This window comes from Streptomyces tagetis, assembly GCF_018069565.1.
GTDB classification, from domain to species: Bacteria; Actinomycetota; Actinomycetes; order Streptomycetales; family Streptomycetaceae; genus Streptomyces; species Streptomyces tagetis.
In genome coordinates this window covers 528,790-549,276 of record NZ_JAGPNL010000001.1, presented here as the reverse complement: position 1 = coordinate 549,276, position 20,487 = coordinate 528,790, and the positions used below count along the sequence as shown (strand labels likewise).

General features: G+C 74.3%; 18 protein-coding genes. 9 read left to right on the top strand and 9 right to left on the bottom strand.

Features of this window, described 5'->3' with window-relative positions; genetic code table 11:
- Nucleotides 1-71 precede the first annotated feature (71 nt).
- A complete protein-coding gene (locus J5Y05_RS02345; RefSeq protein WP_210869628.1) occupies nt 72-632 on the bottom strand; it encodes an FHA domain-containing protein in 561 nt (186 codons plus the stop codon).
- A gap of 295 nt (nt 633-927) precedes the next feature.
- Here J5Y05_RS02345 and J5Y05_RS02340 point away from each other — a divergent pair, with 295 nt between their 5' ends.
- Nucleotides 928-1,989 (top strand): peptidoglycan recognition protein family protein, encoded by a 1,062-nt coding sequence (locus J5Y05_RS02340; protein WP_210868040.1) that lies wholly within the window; start codon nt 928-930, stop codon nt 1,987-1,989.
- A 208-nt stretch (nt 1,990-2,197) separates the two neighbouring features.
- Entirely contained in the window at nt 2,198-3,943 is a 1,746-nt protein-coding gene (treZ, locus tag J5Y05_RS02335) for a malto-oligosyltrehalose trehalohydrolase (RefSeq protein ID WP_210868039.1), read from the top strand.
- Nucleotides 3,944-3,973: 30 nt separating this feature from the next.
- Here treZ and J5Y05_RS02330 read toward each other — a convergent pair whose 3' ends face one another.
- The 7 genes from J5Y05_RS02330 to J5Y05_RS02300 form a co-directional block, all read right to left on the bottom strand.
- The gene (locus J5Y05_RS02330) at nt 3,974-4,918 is read right to left on the bottom strand and encodes an aminoglycoside phosphotransferase family protein (protein WP_210868038.1); all 945 of its coding nucleotides are present in this window, start codon (nt 4,916-4,918) and stop codon (nt 3,974-3,976) included.
- Nucleotides 4,919-5,049: 131 nt separating this feature from the next.
- A complete protein-coding gene (locus tag J5Y05_RS02325) occupies nt 5,050-6,177 on the bottom strand; it encodes a M24 family metallopeptidase (RefSeq protein WP_210868037.1) in 1,128 nt (375 codons plus the stop codon).
- A 125-nt stretch (nt 6,178-6,302) separates the two neighbouring features.
- Entirely contained in the window at nt 6,303-6,905 is a 603-nt protein-coding gene (locus J5Y05_RS02320) for a PDZ domain-containing protein (protein WP_210868036.1), read from the bottom strand.
- 115 nt (nt 6,906-7,020) lie between these two features.
- The gene (gene cyc2 / locus J5Y05_RS02315) at nt 7,021-9,249 is read right to left on the bottom strand and encodes a germacradienol/geosmin synthase Cyc2 (protein WP_210868035.1); all 2,229 of its coding nucleotides are present in this window, start codon (nt 9,247-9,249) and stop codon (nt 7,021-7,023) included.
- A gap of 107 nt (nt 9,250-9,356) precedes the next feature.
- A complete protein-coding gene (locus J5Y05_RS02310; protein ID WP_210868034.1) occupies nt 9,357-10,589 on the bottom strand; it encodes a damage-control phosphatase ARMT1 family protein in 1,233 nt (410 codons plus the stop codon).
- A gap of 82 nt (nt 10,590-10,671) precedes the next feature.
- Nucleotides 10,672-11,319, bottom strand: coding sequence for a ScbR family autoregulator-binding transcription factor (locus J5Y05_RS02305; protein WP_210868033.1), 648 nt, complete (start codon nt 11,317-11,319; stop codon nt 10,672-10,674).
- Between the two features lie 183 nt (nt 11,320-11,502).
- The gene (locus tag J5Y05_RS02300; RefSeq protein WP_210868032.1) at nt 11,503-12,156 is read right to left on the bottom strand and encodes a Tat pathway signal sequence domain protein; all 654 of its coding nucleotides are present in this window, start codon (nt 12,154-12,156) and stop codon (nt 11,503-11,505) included.
- A gap of 535 nt (nt 12,157-12,691) precedes the next feature.
- On the opposite strand from J5Y05_RS02300, the gene J5Y05_RS02295 reads away from it, so the two are divergent.
- The 7 genes from J5Y05_RS02295 (at nt 12,692) to J5Y05_RS02265 (ending at nt 19,483) form a co-directional block, all read left to right on the top strand.
- The gene (locus tag J5Y05_RS02295; RefSeq protein WP_210868031.1) at nt 12,692-13,342 is read left to right on the top strand and encodes a DUF6230 family protein; all 651 of its coding nucleotides are present in this window, start codon (nt 12,692-12,694) and stop codon (nt 13,340-13,342) included.
- Nucleotides 13,342-13,800: a DUF6114 domain-containing protein gene (locus tag J5Y05_RS02290; protein ID WP_210868030.1), complete on the top strand. Its 459-nt coding sequence runs from the start codon at nt 13,342-13,344 to the stop codon at nt 13,798-13,800. Before J5Y05_RS02295 ends, J5Y05_RS02290 begins: the two co-directional genes overlap by 1 nt.
- Before the next feature lie 694 nt (nt 13,801-14,494).
- Nucleotides 14,495-15,502, top strand: coding sequence for a substrate-binding domain-containing protein (locus J5Y05_RS02285; RefSeq protein WP_210868029.1), 1,008 nt, complete (start codon nt 14,495-14,497; stop codon nt 15,500-15,502).
- 213 nt (nt 15,503-15,715) lie between these two features.
- Nucleotides 15,716-18,079 carry a sensor histidine kinase gene (locus J5Y05_RS02280; RefSeq protein ID WP_210868028.1) on the top strand — a complete coding sequence of 788 codons (2,364 nt, stop codon included), beginning with the start codon at nt 15,716-15,718 and terminating at the stop codon, nt 18,077-18,079.
- A gap of 46 nt (nt 18,080-18,125) precedes the next feature.
- Nucleotides 18,126-18,545 (top strand): roadblock/LC7 domain-containing protein, encoded by a 420-nt coding sequence (locus tag J5Y05_RS02275; protein WP_030420739.1) that lies wholly within the window; start codon nt 18,126-18,128, stop codon nt 18,543-18,545.
- A gap of 1 nt (nt 18,546) precedes the next feature.
- Nucleotides 18,547-18,906, top strand: a complete 360-nt coding sequence (locus J5Y05_RS02270; RefSeq protein ID WP_210868027.1) for a DUF742 domain-containing protein — start codon at nt 18,547-18,549, stop codon at nt 18,904-18,906.
- On the top strand, nt 18,893-19,483 hold the full coding sequence (locus tag J5Y05_RS02265; protein WP_210868026.1) for a GTP-binding protein: 591 nt from the start codon (nt 18,893-18,895) through the stop codon (nt 19,481-19,483). Before J5Y05_RS02270 ends, J5Y05_RS02265 begins: the two co-directional genes overlap by 14 nt.
- A 22-nt stretch (nt 19,484-19,505) precedes the next feature.
- On the opposite strand, the gene J5Y05_RS02260 is transcribed toward J5Y05_RS02265, so the two are convergent.
- Nucleotides 19,506-20,465, bottom strand: a complete 960-nt coding sequence (locus J5Y05_RS02260) for an ABC transporter substrate-binding protein (RefSeq protein ID WP_210868025.1) — start codon at nt 20,463-20,465, stop codon at nt 19,506-19,508.
- Nucleotides 20,466-20,487 lie beyond the last annotated feature (22 nt).

The window sequence follows — 20,487 nt, the reverse complement described above, 5'->3', positions numbered from 1 at the left end:
TTCCCGTACCCGGCGTTCCCCCCTGGCCCCGGGCCCCGGCCCGTCCTCGCCGGGCCCCGGCGAGGGCGCCGTCAGCTCGCGGAGAGGCGGAACACGGTGTGGCCGAAGCCGATCTGGTCGCCCTCTCGGACGACGGCGGCGCCGATCACCCGCCGCCCGTTGACCGTGGTGCCGTTGGTGGAGCCGAGGTCGCGCAGCACCCACATGCCGCCCTGCCGGGTCAGCTCGGCGTGCACGCGGGAGACGGTCTCGTGGCTGAGCCGCAGCCCGTTCGCCGGGTCGCGCCCTATCCGCAGCGGGTGGCCGGTGCCCGGGTGCGGCAGCAGCAGCTTGGGCAGCCGCTCGGCCTGCCAGGCCCGCCGCAGTCGTACGCCGAAGCCGGAGACCGCCTCCACCGCGCCGAACACCAGCCGGGAGGCCCGGCCTTCGGAGCGCAGGTCGGCGGTGAGCACGGCCAGTTCCTCGGACCGGCGGGCGACCAGGGCCAGTTCCATGCGGCGCACGAACGTGTCGTGGGAGAGGCGGCCCGCGGCGACACCGTCCCGCAACACCTTCAGCGCCCGGTCCCGCTCGGCGTCGGAGAGCCGGGCGAGAGCCGGAGGAGGAGTGTTGGACTCGAAGGACGACATGATCCGTTACCCCGTTTTTCCGCCGCGGCCCCAGGTGCCCGTTGCTCCTGTTCCTCTGTACACACCGAATATTTACACCCCGGCCGTCCGCGCCCACACCCCGCAGTGCCACATGTCCGTAACTCCCCTGCCACAGCGGCCCGCCCGGCACCGCCCCCAGGTTGGCGCGAAGGGGTGGTTTCAGCCGAACGTGTCGCCGGAAACCGGAAGATGACGTTGACTCGGACCGGGACCCCCGCACCGTCGTGTCCACGGTCGGACCGTCTTTCGTCACCACGACGGCTGAGAGGACAGCACATTGGCCACTCCCCTGACCGCCACCCAACTGGTCGCCGCCCTCAAGGCCGAGGGCTGCGCCGTCCGCGAGGTCCGTGCCTGGCGGACCCACAACCGGAACTCCAAGGGCGCCTGGGGGCCGGTGAACGGGGTGATGATCCACCACACCGTCACCGGCCCCGGCACGGACGTCGTCGCCCTGATCTACGACGGGCACAGCGCCCTGCCCGGCCCGCTGGCCACCGGCTGCGTCACCAAGGACGGCACCGTCCACCTCACCGCCAACGGCCGCGCCAACCACGCCGGGGGCGGCGACGGGGCGGTGCTCACCCAGGTCGTCGACGAGTCCTACGGCGACCGCCCGACCGCGCCCACCAAGCACGAGGGCAGTACGGGCGCCGTCGACGGCAACGCCCGCTTCTACGGCTGGGAGTGCGAGAACGCGGGCGACGGCAAGGACCCCTGGCCGCGCGTCCAGTACGTGGCGATGGTCCGGGCCACCGCCGGGATCTGCCGGGCGCACGGCTGGAGCGCCAAGTCCGCCATCGGACACCTGGAATGGAGCGACTGGAAGCCCGATCCGCGCGGCTTCGACATGAAGGACTTCCGCCGGGACCTCGCCGACTGCCTGGCGCTCCCGGCGGGACAGTGGCAAGGAGACGGAGACGACATGCCCCAGTACGTCAACCTCGGCGTCGCCGAGCACTACACCCTGCGGCCCGGCGTCTGGGACTCGATCGAGTTCACCGCCGAGTGGAGCGACGAGACCGGCGACCACCTCTCGGGCGGCGCCGTGTTCGCGCGGGGCCCGGCCCGCTTCACCGGCAGCCTCAGCCTGGGCGTGGCCGATCTGCCGGTCGGCGACGTGGTCCAGGTCCGCATGTCCGAGTTCGAGGTCGACACGCACAAGGCGGACCACCCGGCCCACGAGGTGATCGGCACGCCCGGCGGCTCCTTCGCCGTCGTCCCGCTGACGAAACGGATCGGCGGGAACCGCCGGATGCGGGTGCGGCTGCTCAACCAGTCCTCCGCCCCCGTGAAGATCACCAGCGCGGTGCTGACCGTCCTCGTGTGGAAGGAGTGACGGACCCTCCGGCCCGCCGTGTGTCCTCCGTGTGCCGTCCGGCCCGCCGTGTGCCCTCCGCACCGCCGTGTGCCGTCCGGCTTCCGGCGTCCGGTGTCCGCACGGAGGGCGACACCTGCTCCCAAGGGTGACATTCCCCAGCGCGGTGATCGCTTTTGCTGGACCATGGACGGGACCGTCACGGAGAGCAGACGAAGGGGTACGGTCCGTGCAGTTCGAGGTGTGGGCGCCGGGGGCCGGCGAGGTGACGCTGATGTGCGACGGCGTCACGAGCGCGATGGAGAGCGATCCGGAGCGCCCGGGGTGGTGGTGCGGGCGGGCGCGGGCCCAGGACGGCTCGCGGTACGGCTTCGCGGTCGACGGCGGGCCCGTGCTGCCCGATCCGCGCTCGCGCCGCCTGCCGGACGGCCCGGACGGGCTCGGCGCGGTCGTCGACCACGGCCGGTACGAGTGGCGGGCTCCGTGGCGGGGCCGCCCGCTGCCCGGCGGGGTCCTGTACGAGCTGCACGTGGGCACGTACACCCCCGAGGGCACCCTCGACGCCGCCGCGGAGCGACTGGACCACCTCGCGGCCCTGGGCGTCACCCACGTCGAGCTGATGCCGCTGTGCCCCTTCCCGGGCCGACACGGCTGGGGGTACGACGGGGTCGCCCCGTGGGCCGTGCACGAGCCGTACGGCGGGCCCGAGGCGCTCAAGCGGTTCGTGGACCGGGCGCACGGGCTCGGCCTGGGCGTCGTCCTGGACGTGGTCCACAACCACCTCGGCCCCTCCGGCAACCACCTGCCCGCCTTCGGCCCGTACTTCACCGAGACCCACCACACCCCCTGGGGCGCCGCGGTGAACCTGGACGCGCCCGGCTCGGACGAGGTGCGGGCGTACCTGCGGGAGAGCGCCCTGGCCTGGCTGCGGGACTACCGGCTCGACGGACTGCGCCTGGACGCCGTGCACGAGCTGGCCGACACCCGCGCCCTCCCCTTCCTGGAGGAGCTGTCGGCGGCCGTGGACGCGCTCGCCGCCGACCTGGGCCGCCCGCTGTTCCTGATCGCCGAGTCCGACCGCAACGACCCGCGGACCGTGACCCCGCGCGCGGAGGGCGGCCTCGGCGTGCACGCCCAGTGGAACGACGACTTCCACCACGCCCTGCACACCGCCCTGACCGGCGAGGCGCAGGGCTACTACGCCGACTTCGCGCGGGCCCCGCTCGCCGCGTTCGCCAAGACGCTGACCCGGGGCTTCTTCCACGACGGCACCTACTCGTCCTTCCGGGGGCGCCACCACGGCCGCCCGCTGGACCGCACCCGGCTCGCCTCGCACCGTCTGACCTGCTACTCCCAGAGCCACGACCAGATCGGCAACCGCGCCCGGGGGGAGCGGCTCGCGGCCCTGGTCTCCCCCGGGCTCGCCGCCTGCGCGGCCACGCTGACGCTGACCGCCCCGTTCACGCCGATGCTGTTCATGGGCGAGGAGTGGGCGGCGGGCACGCCCTGGCAGTACTTCACCGACCACACCGACCCCGAGCTGGCGGAGGCGGTGCGCCGGGGGCGGCGGCGGGAGTTCGCCGCGCACGGCTGGAAGGAGGAGGACGTACCGGACCCGCAGGACCCGGCGACCCGCGACCGCTCCTGCCTCGACTGGTCCGAGCCGCGGCGCGAGCCGCACGCCCGGGTGCTGGAGTGGTACCGCCGGCTGATCGCCCTGCGCCACGCGGAGCCGGACCTGAGCGACCCCGACCTCGCGGACACCCGGGTCGCCTTCGACGAGGAGAGCCGCTGGCTGGCGTTCCGGCGCGGCGACCTGCGGATCGCGGTCAACCTGGGCTCCGAGCCCGCCCTGATCCCGCTGGGCGCCCGCCCGGCGCGGGTCCTCGCGGCGTGGGAGCCGGTGGAGCCGCCGGGCGCGGACGGGCTGCTGCGGGTGCCGGGCGAGTCGAGCGTGGTCCTCTTCCAGGAGTGAGCGCACCGGGGACGCCCAGGCCCGGCCCTGCTACCAGGGCGCGGTGTCACCGCCCCCGGCGTCGCCGCGCAGCTCGGTGACCCGCTCCAGGAGGATCGCCTCCCAGGCACGGCGCAGCCGGGCCCGCAGCACCGGCAGCGGCGGCGCGGGGGTCTTGCCGGAGAGGGCGCCGGCGAGGTGCACGACCGCGTCGCAGCGGGCCAGCCACAGGCCGCGCAGGCAGGGCCGGGCCCCGTATCCGGCGAGGGTCGCGGCGCGGACGGCGGCGGGGGAGCCGACGGCGAGCGCGAGCCCGGCGATGTCCTCGGCGGGGTCCCCGAGGACCGCGTCCGCCCAGCCGAGCACCCCGCGCACCCGCCCGTCGGCGCCGACCACGAGGTGGTCGTCGGCCAGGGTGTGGTGCACGAGGGCCACCGCGCCGGGCCCCACGCCGAGCTGGGCCGTCGCCGCCCCGGTGAGCTGCGCGAGCCGGGCCGGGTCGAACTCGTCGGCCACGGCGAGCCGGCGGGCGGCGGCCTCGGCGGACCGGCGCAGCGTCTCCAGGGAGCGCGCGGGGGCCCTGGGCACGCCCAGCGTCTCGGCCTGCCGCGGCGGGACCTCGCGCAACCCGGTGAGCAGCGCCGCGAGGTCCGCCTCGCCGACGGCGGAGACGGAGTGGTCCTCGGCGGAGCCGCCGGGCACCCGGGCGTCGAGGGTGTAGGTGAGGCCGGGCGCCCACTCGCCGTGCGCCACCGTGACGGGCACGGTGACGGGGACGTGGGCGCGGACCAGGTCGCGCAGGCGCGGTTCGCGGCGCCGGCGGGCCGCGGTCTCGCGGTCGGTGGCCAGGCGCAGCACATGGCGGGTGCCGACCCACCAGGTGGCGGGTCCGGCGCCCTCGGTGGCGGGCCGTACGTCGGGGCCGGTGCCCCGCGGGAGCAGGGAGCCGACCAGCCGTCGGACGGTGTCCTCGGTCGGGGTGGGTGCCTGGGTCATGGTCGTGCCGTCGTCTTCCGGGTCCTCTTCCGGTCCTGTGCCGGGCCGGCCGGTGGGGGGCGTACCCCCGGGGGCGTACCCCGGGGAGTCGTTCCCCCCGGGTCGATCCCCACGAGGTCGTTGCCCCGGGGTCATTCCACGACGACCAGTTCCCGGGTGGTGTCGTTGAGCCGCCGGCCGCCGTCCTCGGTGACGGTGACGATGTCCTCGATGCGGACCCCGAAGCGGCCGGGCAGGTAGACGCCGGGTTCGACGGAGAAGCACATGCCGGGCAGCAGCGGCTGCTCCTCGCCCTCGATCATGTACGGCGGCTCGTGGGTGGTGACGCCGATGCCGTGCCCGGTGCGGTGGATGAAGTACGGGCCGTATCCCGCGCCGTCGATCACCGCGCGGGCGGCGCGGTCGACGTCCTGGCAGGCGGCGCCGGGCCGCACCGCGCGGAAGCCGGCCTCCTGCGCCTCGCGGACCAGGTCGTGCACGCGGCGCTCCTCGTCGGTGGGTTCCCCGACGTGGACGGTGCGGGAGGTGTCGGAGCCGTAGCCGTCCTTGAGGCCGCCGAAGTCGAGGACGATCATGTCGCCGTCGCGGATGACGCGGTCGCCGGCCTCGTGGTGCGGGTTGGCGCCGTTGGGGCCGGAGGCGACGATGGTGAAGTCGACCCGGGAGTGCCCGAAGCGGCGCAGCAGCGCGGCGAGGTCGGCGGCGACGTCGCTCTCGCGGCGGCCGGCGAAGCGGACCGCGCGGATCTCCTCGAAGGCCGCGTCCGCGGCGGCGCCCGCCGCCGCCATCAGCTCCAGTTCGGCCGGGTCCTTGACGGCCCGCAGCAGGGGCAGCGCCTCGGTGAGGGCGGCGTACGAGGTGGCGGGCAGGGCGCGTTGCAGGCCGAGCAGGTGCATCGCCCAGGTGTTGTCGCTGACGCCGAGGCGTCCGGTGCCGTCGAGGAGGGCGGCGGTGGCGGCGTAGGGGTCCTGGCCGTCGGTCCAGTCGCGCAGGGTCAGCGCGGGGGCTCCGGCGGCCTGCCCGGCGTCCGGGGCCTCCAGGGCGGGCACGACGAGGACGGGGTCGCGGCCGGGGGCGAGGACGAGCAGGGTGAGCCGTTCCGTGTCGACGGGCGCGTAGCCGGTGAGCCAGACCAGGTCGGGGCCGGGGGCGACGAGCAGTCCGGCCAGTCCGGCGTCGGCGGCCGACCGCACGGCGCGTGCCATGCGGGCCCGGTAGTCGTCAGCGGTGAAGCGCGCAGCGGGTGTGCCGCCGGTCATCCGGTCCTCCTGGGCGGGCGGAAAAGGTGCCTATGGGCAGCATCCTGCCCGTTCGGCGGGACCGGCGCGAACCGGCCACCGCACCGCCCTCCCCCGGCCACGCCCCCTCCGCGGGCCGGGGGCGGTCAGGTGACGACTCCCGGCACCGCCGTCAGCATCTGGTACCCGCCGCCCGCGTGGCGCACCGTCACCTTGACCGGGGTGCCGGGTGCGGCGCGGGCGACGGCACGGGCGAGGTCGGCGGCCGAGTCGACGCGGGTGGTGCCGAAGGTCAGCAGGACGTCGCCGCGGACCAGCCCCGCCGTGTACCCGGGGCCGGGCACGTGGACGCCGACGACCAGGGCGCCCGGCCCCCGGTCGTCCACGGCCTCCACGCCGAGGGTCGCGGTGGGCGGTGCCGGGTCGGAGGCGGGACCGGGGGCGGTGCCGGCGGACGGCGGTGCAGGGGCGGCCCGCGCGTCCGCCGCCGGGCCCTGGGCCGGTGCCCCGGCGCCGGCGGGCCCCGGCTGCCCGGCGAGCCGGTGCGCGCCGAGCAGGGTGGTGCCGACCGTGCCGAGTCCGACGCCGGCCAGCAGCAGCACGACGGCGCCGGCGGTGGCGAGCAGCACGGTCACCGGCCGCCGCCGGCCGCGGCGCACCGGGGGCGGGCGCAGGTCGGGGCCGGGGGTGGTGCCGGTCCCGGGGTCCCGGCCCGGCATGGGCTTGGGACGCAACGCTGTCTGTTCCATGGATCTCGTCTCTCCTCCGGCGGGGGACCTACCCCGCCCGCCGGCACGTCACGAGCCACGAACGGGTGAGATCGTCGGCGTCCGGGTGCCGCCCCCGCCGCCCGGGAGCCCGGTCTCAGCCGAGCAGGCCGCCCACCGTCGCCGCCGCGCCCGGCGCCCGGGGGACGGGCAGGGCCGGCAGGTGGTCCGGGAGGAAGCCGTGGGTGCGGCCGGCCAGGTACTCGGCCCGGTAACGGGGCACGCTGCGGTGCCAGTTGAGGATGCCGGCCATCCAGTTCTGGAGGTCGGTCACATAGGTGTCCATCACCGCGCGCGCCTCGCCCGAGAGCTGGAAGTCGTCGTAGACGACGGGCAGTTCGTGGGCGACGACGTGCTCGAACTGGAGCATGCGCTGGGTCATCAGGTCGTGTACGACGCGGAGGCCGGACGGGTAGTCGATGCCGAAGAAGTTCTGCACGACGAGGATCGCGTTGTGGATCTCGCCCTCGTACTCGATCTCCTTCTGGTACGAGAAGACGTCGTTGAGGAGGCAGGCGTAGTCGATGGCCGCGTTCTCCAGGGAGCGGACGGGCCCGCTGCGGTAGACCTCGGGCGGCACGGCCGGTCCGTGTCCGGCGCGGCACAGCCCCAGGGTGAGGTCGGAGCCGAAGGTGGCCCGCCGCATCTCCAGGTAGTCCACGGGGTCGGGGACGCGGTGCTGGATCTGGTTGGACAGCTCCCACACCCAGGACTCGGTCATGACGTCCACGGCGTCCTTGAGCGGGCGGCGCTGCTCGGGCGTCATGGCCCCCGTGGTGCGCTCCCACAGGTCGATCAGGGAGCGCTCCATGGCGTTGACGGGCGGGGGCACCGGCTCGCCGTCCAGGGGCATGCAGGCGGAGAGCCGGGCGGTGGTCAGGCGGGCGGCGGCCAGGTCGCGGCGGTGTCCGTAGACGAGGGGGTAGTAGTCGTCGCCGTAGGTGCCGAAGGCCAGCCAGTCGGAGGCGAGGTCCAGTTGCTCCTGGGTGGCGTCGGGGTCGAGTCCGGCCGCGCAGAGCGGGAGGTCGCAACTGGCGAGCTTGTCCTCGTCCCACACGCCCTCGGCGAGGATGCCCATGCGGTGCGACCACTGAAGCAGGTGGCGCCGTGAGCCGTCGAGATGGGGGCTCAGCTCCAGCGGGTACGGCATCCGCATGTCGGGGATGAGGGAGGGCCCGACCTTCGGGTACGGCACGTGGCCGTAGGCGCGCAGCCGGTCGGGCTGCCGGAAGGCGGCGGGCGCGGTGCCGAGGGCGCCGGCGGCGAGCAGCGCGCCGATGTCGGCGGCGGCGGTGCCGGGACCGGTCGGGCTCTGCCAGGGCGAGTCGGTGCTCGCGCCCTCGTTCATGTAGCGGCTGGAGCGCATGTGCCATTCGTGGCCGCCGGACTGCCAGTCCTGGAGGCCCTTGGCGTACGCGGCGACGGCGGCGGTCTCGGCGGGGGTGAGCGCGTTCTCCAGGGCGACCGCGGGGACCTCGGTGAAGGCGGTGTGCTCGAACTGGGTGAGCCGGGAGGTGAGGACGTCGTTGACGAGGTCGGCGGCCTCCTGGGTGGTGCAGCCGAAGAAGGTCTCCAGCACCAGCACGCCGTTGCTCAGCTCGCCCTCGTCCTCGACCTCCCGCTGGTACGAGAAGAGGTCGTTGCGCAGGTGGACGGCGTCGGAGAAGGTCTCCATCAGCACCCGCAGCGGCCGGGTGCCGGCGACGGAGACGGGCACCTCGGCGGTGGCGTACTCCACGAGCCCGGCCGACCAGGGGGCGCCGCCGACCTTGCGGCGCATCTCGATGTACTCGACCGGGTTGGCGATCCGGCCCTCGTTGATGTTGGACAGCTCCCACAGGGACTCGTTGAGCAGGTGCTCGGTGGCGACGGCGAAGCGGCGGCGCCAGCCGTCGGACATGGCGGGCACGGTGCGCCGCCACAGGTCGGCGAGTCCGGCCTCCACCGGATTCTCCGGCTCGGGCGTCTCGGCGGCCGGGTTGAGCGGCATGAAGAGCGGCAGCCGGTCCAGGTGGGCCTTTCCGGCGACGCGGTCCTGGGTGCGCTTGTACTTCTCCAGGAAGTGGTCGTCGAAGAAGAAGACCCACACGTACCAGTCGGTGATGAGGGAGAGCGCGGGCCCGTCGCAGTCGGGGTGGGTGTAGGCGCACAGCAGTCCGTAGTCGTGCGCGTCGAGGTCGGACTGCTCCCAGACCCCGGAGCCCTCCAGCATGCCCATCTCGCGCGCCCACGCCGTCGAGTGGGTCCGGGCCTCGTCGAGGTGGGGGTTGAGCCGCGCGGGATGCGGCAGGTAGAAGTGCGGGAGTCGGAAGGGCTGTCGCGTCATGCGCGGGCCCTACCCAGGGTGTTCCGGGCGCATCCGCGAGCCCGGACATGATCACACCATCGCGTGAATCACGCCGATTCGGGGCACCTTTCGCCGACTTGGTCTCCTCAGGTGCGGTGCGGTGGGCCGCCGAGCTGGATCAGGGCGCGGGTGCCGCCGGTCCGCCAGCGCTGCCCCTCCCGGGCGACGAGGGCCGCCTCGGTCCGCGGGTCCAGGCCGGTGATCACGTCGGACTTCAGGATGCGCAGGGCGGCGACCGGGCCGGGGAAGTGGGCGGTGACGTCGGCGAAGGGGGTGGTCGGCGGCCACCACCGGTCGCCCACCAGGCGGCGGTAGTTGAGGTCGCCCTTGAGGACGGTGACGGTGGCCGCCGCGCAGGCGGCGCGCAGGTCGCCGGGGAGGTCGGCGTAGGGCAGCGGGGCGCAGGAGAAGGGGTGCGCGCGGAGGGTGACGCGGCCGTCGGTGAGCGCGGCCCAGAGCCGCCGGCCGTGCCCGGCCGCCGCGCCGCCCGCCGAGACCAGCCGCCGCAGCGCGTCGAGCAGATCGGCGGTCGTGGCGTCGGAGACGTAGTACGGGTACGGCTTGAGCTGGAGTTCGGCGCGGCCGATGCGGCCGTGTTCCAGCAGGTGGGAGAGGAGGAGCAGGTCGGGGACGAGTTCGCGGCCGGCGTTGTCGGCGATCAGGCAGAGGGTGCCGGTGCCGTCGGGCGGCAGCAGGGCGAGGAGCCGGGCGCCGTCGTCGGCGACCAGGGCGGGGACGTCGTCGGTGCCCCCGCCGCCCCGGGTGCCGTCGGTGTCGTCGCCGCCCTCGCTCTCGGCGTCGCCGGAGAGGCGGAAGCCGAGGTCGGCGCGGTTGCCCCACAGCGAGCCGTGGAGCAGGGCCCGGGTCCGCTCGTCGGGCGGCAGGTCGTCGAGCGCGTCGAGGGCGGCGAGTTCCTCCGCGGTCTCCGGCGCGTCCAGTTCGGCGAGTTTGGCGGGGCGGAAGGGGTCGACGCCCTGCCAGGGGCCGGGCCCGAAGTAGCCGACGGCGTCGAGGAGGAGGCGGTAGAAGTAGCTCTCGGCCCACAGCCAGGGCACCTCGAACCAGGAGCGGCCGGTGTACTCGTCCAGACCCCAGCCCGCCCAGCGCCGCGCGTCGTGGGCGCCCTCGGGCAGGGCGCCGATCGTGCCGTGCGTACAGCTCTCCAGGAGCGCGTCGAGGGCGCGGTGGACCTCGGGGCCGTAGGGGAAGGCGTCGCGGACCTGCCGGATGACGGCGGGGTGCCGTTCGGCCAGCACACCGTGAGGGAAGGCGCCGGGCGCGTCGGCGACGATGACGGGCGCGGACGGGAGGTCGGGCATGCGCCTCACCGTACCCCGCCGCCCCGCCGCCCCGGCGCGGTCGGCCGGGCCGGCCGGGCCCCGCGTCCCCCGGCCCCCGCCGCTACACCAGGCCCGTCTCCCGCTCCAGCCGGGCGGCGAGGGTGAGGTAGCGGGCGCGGCGGGGCACCGGGACCAGTCCGCGGATGAGGACGTGCCACATCTCGGCCATCCGGCGCGGCTGCCGGGCGGCCGGTTCCAGGGTGCGGCCGACCACGCGGGTGCCGACGAAGGAGCAGACGAGGGTGTGGGCGACGGAGTCGACGTCGACGTCCGGGTGCAGGTCGGACTGTCGCATGGCGTCGAGCAGCCGCGCGGAGGTGATGTCCAGCCACTCCGTGAAGGGGTGCGGCAGCGGCGGGCGGACGGCCACTCCCCCGGTGGCCAGGCGCAGCCCGGCGCGCAGGACCGGTCCCTCGGCGGAGAGGCGGGCCATGCCGAAGGTGAGCCGCATCAGCGTCTCCAGCGAGGTGTAGCCGCGGCCGTCCAGTTCCGTCGCCAGCCGGCGGGAGGTCCTGGACTGGAGTTCCATGATGGCGTGGGCGAGGTCTTCCTTCGCCGCGAAGTGGAAGTAGAGGGCGCCCTTGGTGACCCCCGCGTGCGCCACGATCTCGCTGAGGCTGGTCGACTCGTAGCCCTGCCGGTCGAACAGGTCGGCGGCGGCCCCGAGGATCGTCGCGCGGGTCTGCTCGGCGCGTAGCTGCCTCGCCATCGGCTGAACACTCCTGGGCTGGAACTCAACAGGCCATGCCGTCTGTCTTAACCCCCTGTACACGATAACTCACCGTCAGATCCTTGGCCCTGCCCCCTGCTTGGGCCGGGCGGGGGCGCACGGCGGGCCGGCCGGGGCGCGCGCCGCCCCGGCCGGTCCGCCGCGTCGTGGTTGCGGGCCCGGTCAGTTGACGTGGACCACCCCCGAACCGTCGGTGACCGGGGCGTAGGCGGCGGTGAAGTAGCCGTCGGAGAAGCAGAGCGCGGAGCCGGAGACCTTGGTGAAGTGCTGGTTGGCGAAGGAGATCCCGTTGGTGGCGTTGTTCGCGGTGCCGGTGAGGCCGGGGGCCTCGTAGACGCAGGAGATGCCGCCGAGGAGGGTGCGCAGGGTGACCGTGGTGCGGACGGCGGAGCCGCTCGGCGGGGTGACGGCGACGGCTCCGGCGGAGGAGACGGTGGTGGTGTAGGGGAGGTTGTTCACGACGATGCCGTTGACGCCGAGCACGCCGGTGACGTTGCTGGTGCAGCTCGCGCTGTCGAAGGTGTGGCCGGTGAGCGTCTCGGTCGCGGTGCCGGGGGCGGGCGGGTTGTCGTTGACGACCACGGTGAACCGCGAGGAGGTGCAGGAGACGCCGGAGGTGCCGGTGGCGCTGGAGCGGAAGGTGGCGGTGGTGCCGCTCGCCAGGGGGGCGGTCAGGGTGGCACCGGTGGCGACGGGGGTGCCGCCGGCGCCACCGGTGGTGAGGACCGGGGTGTCGGCCGCGGCGGCGGGCAGGGCCGCGGGGAGGGCGAAGGCGGCGACGGCCGCGGTGAGGGTGAGCAGGGTACGAGTACGCATGCGGCTTCCTCTTCTCAAACGGGGGGTTCGGTGAAGCGGTGCGGGGCCGGCCGCGGGGTGCGGCCGGGCCGATGCGCGAGGGTCCCGGACGGGCCGGGAGAGGGCGGTGCCCCGCACGCGGGCGGGGCAGGGGCCGGGAACGCGGCGGTGCCGCGGAGAACGGGTCCGGCGCCACGGACCCGGGGAACGGGGACGTTTGTAGACCGTTTGTCACTACGCCGTCAAGGGCCCGGACAGCAGCCGCTGGTCAGCACAACTACCGTGGAAACACGTGCAGATGACGGTGTGTCGGATACCGGCCGAAGGCCGCACGCGCCGGACGGGCGAGCGGCGGCACACCGTGGTCACACTTTTCGCACAACCTGCTTGACCCCTGCTGTAACCACCGGTAACTTCCGAATTGGCTACTGGTGCGTAACGTGAACGCCCCCTGCAACCCCGCCGGGAGGTGCCGGGAGACGTGCGCCCCGTCCGCTGTCCGCGCCAGGACACCGTGCCGCCGAAGCCCATCCGCATCTTGCCCCTGGGAGCAGACATGGCCTCGTCCCCGGACGCCACCCCGTCCGCCGGCACCACCCCCGCCCCCGCCCGGCGCGGCCGGGTCAGACCGCGCCGGGCGGCGGTGATGGCGGTGCCGGCCGCCGCCGTCACCGCCGCTCTCGCGGTCCTGACCGCCCAGGGCGCGCTGGGCGTGCAGTTCGCCATCTCCGGCATGCCCTTCACCGTCACCGCGACCGAACTCGACGGCACCGGCTTCGCCCAGTTCGGCGGGCTCGACACCATGGCCGAGGGCAGCCCCAACGAGGGGGACACCGGCGGCCAGGTGCTCGTCGTCACCTCCGTGATCAAGAGCGCCAAGCTCACGAGCCTGTGCCAGAGCGTCGACCTGGGCGGCACCAACCTGCTCATCACGGCCGGCGGCGGGGGCACCCGGGTCTCCGCGACCGACCTGACCACCGACTCCACCGAGTTGTCCGGCGACGCCTCCTTCGACAACATCGAGATCGGCAACGACGCCTCCACGCTGGACAAGGCCGGACCCCGGGGCCACGGTCCGAGGGGCGTCTTCAGCCAGCAGGCCGACACCGTGCGCATCAAGAGCCTGCGGCAGACCAACTACGCCACCACCGCCGGGGTGTTCAAGCTGCCCGGACTGAAGATGCGCTTCAGCGGATCGGCCTGCTGATGTCCGGCGACCGGCCGGCCGGCCCGCGCGCCGCCTTCCGCCGCTGGCGGCACGGGCGGCCCTTCTGGGGCGGGCTGCTGCTCGCGCTCGGCGGTGCCGAGGTGCTCCTCACCATGAAGGCGTCCCTGAAGGTCGTGCTGCACATCGGCATGCAGGGCGTGGCCGGGTACGTCCTGCCGGTCCTGATGCTGCTGTGCGGAGTCCTCGTCCTCGCCGCCCCCTCGCAGCGCCTCTTCTACTCCCTGGTCGGCGTCCTCGCCTCGCTGGGGACCTGGGTCACCTCGAACCTGGGCGGCTTCCTCGTGGGCCTGTTCCTCGGCTGCGTCGGCAGTTGCCTGGTCTTCGGGTGGCTGCCCGACCAGGAGCCGCGCGTGGGGCGCCGCCGCCGCGCCCGGGAGAAGCGGGCCGCGGCGCTCCCGGCGAGGGCGCCGGGCCACCGGGCGGGCGAACCCGCCTGAACTCCCGCCCGGGGGCGACTTCGAGACGCGGTCCGGCTCGAACTCGCCCCCGCGGGCGAGCCGCACACCGGGCGACGGCACGGAATCCGGTACGGAAAGAACACGCCCCGTCACCAACCGTGTCCCCGAACCCCGTACGATCCGGCGTGATCCGGCGTGATCCGGCGTGAGCCGACGCGTTGTCGTGCGATCCGGCGCGATCCGGGCGCGCACCGCGTGCGCCGCCGAGGTGACACCGGAGCGGACCCGGCGCGGACGGGCACGGACAGGGGACGGCGTACGCACCGCGCCCGGCCTCCTCCGTGCGGGCCCCGGCGCGCACTCCCCCGCCCGGCACTCGCCCCGGCGCCGACCGTCCACATCCCGGACACCCGGCCCCGCCCACGCCCCGGCACCCGCCGGCACCCGTCCGCCGGGCCCGGACGGCGGAGCCCGCGCCACCGCAACACGCGCCCTGGGACAGGCATTTCCGCCGGCGCGCACCCACTCGGACGGGACGCTTCCGCCCGCCCCTCCCGCATCACAATGCGGCACCGACAACTCACACCAGGTCGCCGATCACTTGACTACCGGCCGTCACACACGGTTTGCTCCGGCCAGACGAGATTCAGCCGGGCCGGCGTGGCGCCACGCAGACCGGCGCCCCCGCCCCGGTCCCTCCCGCCGGGCCGCACAGCGAGGTGCCGCGACCACCATGAGGACAACCCCACCGCCTTCCCACTTCCCCGGGCGTCTGCGCGCGGTGGCCCTGGCCGCGGCCCTCTGCCTGCTGGCCGCGGGCTGCTCCGCGTTCGGCGCGGACGGGGACCGCTCCGGCTCCGCGGGCGGTTCCGGCTCCGGACGCCTGAAGATCGCCGTGATCACCCACGGCGGCAAGGGCGACGCCTTCTGGGACCTGGTGCGCAGGGGCGCGGAGGCGGCGGCGGCCAAGGACGGCGTGGAGCTGACCTTCGCGGGCGACGCCGACAGCACCGCCCAGGCCGACCTGGTGCGGGACGCCATCCGCGACAAGGCCGACGGCATCGCCGTCACCCTGGCCAAACCGCAGGCGATGCGGGCGCCGGTGGCCGAGGCGAAGGCCGCCGGCATCCCCGTGGTCGGCCTCAACTCCGGGATAGACGCCTGGCGGCCCGCCGGGCTGCTGGAGTACTTCGGGCAGGACGAGAGCGTCGCGGGCCGTGCCGTCGGCGAGAAGCTCAACGACCTCAAGGCCACCCACACCCTGTGCGTCATCCACGAGCGCGGCAACGTCGCCCTGGAGGCCCGCTGCGCCGGGCTGAAGAAGACCTTCGAGGGCGAGACCGAGATGCTCTACGTCGAGGGCACCGACATGAAGGCGGTCGACACCGCCGTCACCGCGCGGCTGCGGCAGGACTCCAGCATCGACCGGGTGGTCACGAACGGCGCCCAGTACGCCCTCACCGCCGTCAAGTCGGTCCGCTCGGCGGGCACCGGGGCCCGCGTCGCCACCTTCGACCTCGACGCCGACCTGGTCGCCGCCGTCAAGCGCGGGGACGTGCAGTTCGCGGTGGACCAGCAGCCGTACCTCCAGGGCTACCTGGCGGTGGACGGGCTCTGGCTCTACCACGCCAACGGCAACGTCAGCGGCGGCGGAGTCGCCCCCGTCCTGACCGGTCCCGCCTTCGTGACCCGGACGAACGTCGACGCCATCGCGCGCTTCGCCGCCAACGGCACCCGGTGACCCGGCCCCCCGGCCGCGCGCCCCGGCCCCGCCCCGACATGCCCGCCCCCCTCGCACCCCCCGCGGACGCGCCGCACACCCCCCGTACGGCCGTACCGCACGCGGACGCACCACCCTCCGGCGCGCGCACCGAGCGCGCACCGGCGTGTTCCGCGCCGCTCGCGCATCCCGCGCGCGCCCGCCGCCCCCTCCCGCTGACCGCCTAGGACGACGATGTCTGCACGGACAGGTTCCCGGCGCCGTCTCGGCTCCATACGCCTCTCGCTGATCCTCCTGGCGCTGGTTCCCGGCGTCACCCTCGCCGCCGTGTGGGGCGTGACGACGATCCAGATGTTCTCGGAGGGTCTGCAACTGCGCTCGCAGACCGAACTGAGCCGGTCCACCGGTGCCATGGGCACCGAGGCCGCCCTCGCCCTGCAACGCGAGCGCAGCCTCTCCGCCGCCTGGCTGGCCTCCCCGGAGAAGACCCGGGACGCGCTGGACGCGCAGCGCCGCCGCACGGACGTCGCCGTCGCCCAGCTCGCGGGCCGCCCCGAGACGATCAACAAGGCCCCGGCCCGCGTCTCGGACCGGCTGTACTCGGTGCTCGGCGCCGTCGGCAGCCTGGAGTACTACCGCGACCAGGTGGACGACCCGACCGACATCACCGCGCAGCAGGCGCTCGGCCAGTACACGTCGATCATCGACGAGCAGATCCACGCCTTCCAGGAGCTGTCCCAGGTCGACAACGGCGACCTCACCTCCCAGGCCGGACCGCTGGTCGCCCTCGCGCACGCGGCCGAACTGGTGTCCCAGGAGGACGCCGCGCTCACCCTGGGCTGGTCCTCGGGACAGTTCGAGGAGGAGGAGTGGGCGCAGTTCGCCCAGCTCGTCCACACCCGGCGCTGGCTCGTCCAGGACCAGATCGTGCCCTCGCTGCGCGGCAGCGCGAAGACGCAGACCGAGCGCATCCTGCGCAGCCCCGAGTGGCAGGCCCTGCACACCGTGGAGGACGAGGTCCTCGCGGCCCGCGCCGAGGGCGGGGAGGGGCTCATCGACCTGCCCGACGCCCAGAAGCGGTGGTCCGCCGCGCTGGACAAGGTCTCCGAGCAGTACGCGCAGCTCATCCGGGAGCAGACCTCCGGCCTGCTCGGCCGCAGCGCCGACGAGGCGCACTCCCTGCTGGTCAAGGCCGCCGCGGTCAGCGCGGGCGGGCTCTTCGGCCTGCTGGTCTGCGTCCTGATGTCCTGGCGGATCACCCGCTCGCTCTCCCGCCGGCTGCGCGGGCTGCGGCTCGCCACCCTGAGCCTGGCCGAGGAGCGGCTGCCCGACGTGGTGGCCCGGCTGGACCGCGGCGAGAAGGTCGACGTGGAGTCGGCGACCCCGCCGCTCGACTACGGCCACGACGAACTCGGCCAGGTCGCCCAGGCGTTCAACACCGCCCAGCGCACCGCCGTGCACACCGCCGTCGAACTCGCCGACACCCGGCGCGGTTTCCAGAAGGTCATCCTCGGCATCGCCCGGCAGAGCCAGAACCTCGTCAACGTGCAGCTCGCCAAGCTGGACGCCCTGGAACGCGAGCACACCGACCCCGAGGTGCTCAAGGGCCTGTACGAACTGGACTCCACCGCGAGCCAGTTGCGCCGCTACGAGGAGAACCTCGTCATCATCAGCGGCGAGCAGCCCCGGCGCAGTTGGCGGGACCCGGTCGCGCTCGTGGACATCCTGCGCAGCGCGGTCGGCGAGGTCGCCGAGTACCAGCGGGTGGAGGTGCACACCGACGAGGAGGTGGCGCTCGCCCCGCCCGCGGTGGCCGACGTCATCCACCTGCTGGCCGAGCTGATCGACAACGCGACCGCCTACTCCCCCGCCCCGCAGCCGGTCGGCGTCCGGGCCGCGATGGTCGCCCGGGGCCTCGCCGTCGAGATCGAGGACCGCGGACTGGGCCTGTCCGACGAGGACTACGCCTCGTTCAACGACCAGTTGGCGGTGGTCCCGCAGTTCGACGTGGTGGCCCTCGCCGACGACCTGCGGCTCGGCATGTTCGTGGTGGCCCGGCTCGCGCACCGGCACGGCATCACCGTGACGCTGCGCCCCTCTCCGTACGGCGGGACCACCGCCATCGTGCTCGTCCCGCACGACATCGTGGTGCGCGAGCCGCGCGCCACCGCGCCGGCCGGGGAGACCTCGGCCCGGCTCGACCGGCCCGCCGGGAACGACCCGGCGCCCGTGCCCCGGCCCGCCCGGTCCGGCACGACGGCCCCCGAGGCGGCGCGGACACCCCGCCCCGCCGTCCCCGCCCCCACGGCACCGGCCCCGGCGGCGACCGTCGCCGCGCCGGGCGGCCTGGCCCCGCTGCCCCGCCGGGTGCCGCAGACCAGTCTCGCCGCCGAACTGCGCGAGGAGGTCCCGGCCACCGCCGCGGACGCCGCCTCGGCCGGCGGGCCCGAGTTCACCGCGGAACACGCCGCCTCCTCACTGGGCGGCTTCCAGCGCGGCACGTTCCGGGCGCGCGACGACGAATCCGGCGAGCACACCCTCCCCCCGGCCGCCGCCCTCTCCCCCACCGATCCCCCGCTCCCCTCCGCCGACCACTGACCGACACATTCGCGCCGACCGCACGACCGCAGATGAAGGACTCTCCATGACACGACCCACCCCCGCCACGCACACCCAGCTCGACCAGTTGCTCACCGGACTCGTGGAGCGGGTCGCCGATGTGAACCAGGCCGTGGTGCTCTCCGAGGACGGGCTGGTCGTCAGCAAGTCCACCGGGTTCCCGCGCGACGACGCCGAGCGCCTCGCGGCCACCGCCTCCGGTCTGATGAGCCTCAGCAAGGGCGTCAGCATGGACTTCCGGGGCGGGCCGGTGCGCCAGGCGCTGATCGAGATGGCGGGCGGCTACCTGATCCTCACCACCGCCGGGCCCGGCGCGCACCTCGTGGTGCTCACCGGGCCCGGCGCCGACGTCGGTGTGGTGGCGTACCAGATGAACATGCTGGTGAAGAAGATCGGCGAGCACCTGAGCGCGGCACCGCGGGCCACCGTCGGCCCCGGCGAGTGACGTGACCGGAGGCGACGCGGGGGGCCGGCTCGTCCGGCCGTTCACCCTGACCGGCGGACGGACCCGGCCCAGCCGCGCCGACTTCACCCTCATCACCACGGTGACCGCGGTCGAACCGCAGCCCGCGCGGGCGGCCCGGCCGCAACCCGAGCACCAGCGCATTCTGAAGCTCTGCGCCGAGCCGGTCGCCGTGGCCGAGGTCGCGGCCCGGCTGGACCTGCCGGTGAGCGTGGTCGTCATCCTGCTCTGCGATCTGCTGGAGGCCGGCCGGATCACCGCCCGGCCGCCGCACTCCGTCTCGCGCACCACCCCGGACCTGGACCTGCTGCAGAAAGTGAGGGACGGCCTTGGCCGGCTCTGACCGCGCCGCTCCGGCGCCCGCGCCCGACACCGTCAAGATCCTGATCGCCGGGGGTTTCGGCGTCGGCAAGACCACCATGGTCGGGTCGGTGAGCGAGATATCCCCGCTGCGCACCGAGGAACCGCTGACCGCGGCCGGCCTCGACGTCGACGACCTGGCCGGCATCGAGGAGAAGCGCGCCACCACCGTGGCCCTGGACTTCGGCCGGATCACCATCGGCCGGGAACTGGTGCTCTACCTGTTCGGCACCCCCGGCCAGCAGCGGTTCTGGTTCATGTGGAACGACCTGGCGATCGGCGCGCTCGGCGCGGTGGTCCTGGTCGACGTGCGCCGGCCCGAGACGAGCTTCGCCGCCATAGACTTCTTCGAACGGCGGGGCATCCCCTTCGTCGTCGGCGTCAACGGCTTCCACGGCGAACACCCGTACCCGGCCGAGGACATCCGCGAGGCCCTGGCGCTGCCGGACCACGTCCAGGTGCTGATGTTCGACGCGCGGGAGCGGGCCTCGTGCCGGGACGTGCTCATCGCCCTGATCGACCGGCTCATCGACGCCGCGGCCGGGGCCACGGCGTCCTGAGCGGCGTACCGGCCCCCTGGGATCAGTCCAGTCCGGCCGAGGCGAGCCACGCCTTGGCCACGTCCAGGGGGTCCTTCTTCTCCAACTGGACCCGGGCGTCCAGCTCGCGCAGGGTCGCGGTGTCCAGCTTGGCGGAGACCGCGTTCAGCGCCTCGACGCCCTCCTCGGGAAGGTTCTCCTTGGCGACCAGCGGGGTGACGTTGGCGAAGCCGAAGAGGTTCTCCGGGTCCTGGAGGACGACGAAGCCCTCCTTGACGATGGTGGGGTCGGTGGTGAAGATGTCCGCCGCCTGCACCGTGTTCCTGGCCAGCGCCGACTGGGTGAGCGGTCCGCCCGCGTCGAGCGCCTTGAAGGAGTCGAACCGCAGCCCGTACACGGACCGGAGCCCGTCGAGGCCCTGACGGCGGGTCTGGAACTCGGGCGAGCCGCCGATCACCAGGTCCGGCGCGGCCTCCTTGAGGTCGGCGAGGGTGGAGTCGGCGGTCAGCCGGTACTTCTTGGCGGTGGCCGCGTTGACGGCGACCGAGTCCTTGTTCTCGGCCGGCGAGGACTCCAGCAGGGTCAGCCGGGAGTCGAGCTTCTCCTTGACGGCGGTGGTCACCGCCTCGGCGGACTCCTGTCCGGCGGCGGAGTCGAGGTAGGCGAGCAGCGAGCCGTTGTACTCCGGCAGGACGGTGACGGAGCCGTTCTTCATCAGCCCGTACGTCGTCTCGCGGCTGCCGATGTTGTGCTTGTAGGCGACCTTGAGGCCCTTGGCCTTGAGCGCCTCGCCGTAGATGTCGGCGAGCAGGGTGCTCTCGGCGAAGTTGTTGGAACCGACGACGACGGTCCCCTTCTCCGCCTTCTCCTCCGCCAGGGGGTTGTCGGCGGTCCCGCCGGAGGAGGAACAGCCCGCGAGCAGCGCCGCCGCGGCGGTGAGCGCGACGGCCGCCACGCCGGTGTGCCTCGTCCTGGACCTGCTGTTCTTCGCGGTAGAAGTCATCCGTCGATCCCAACCCGCCGCT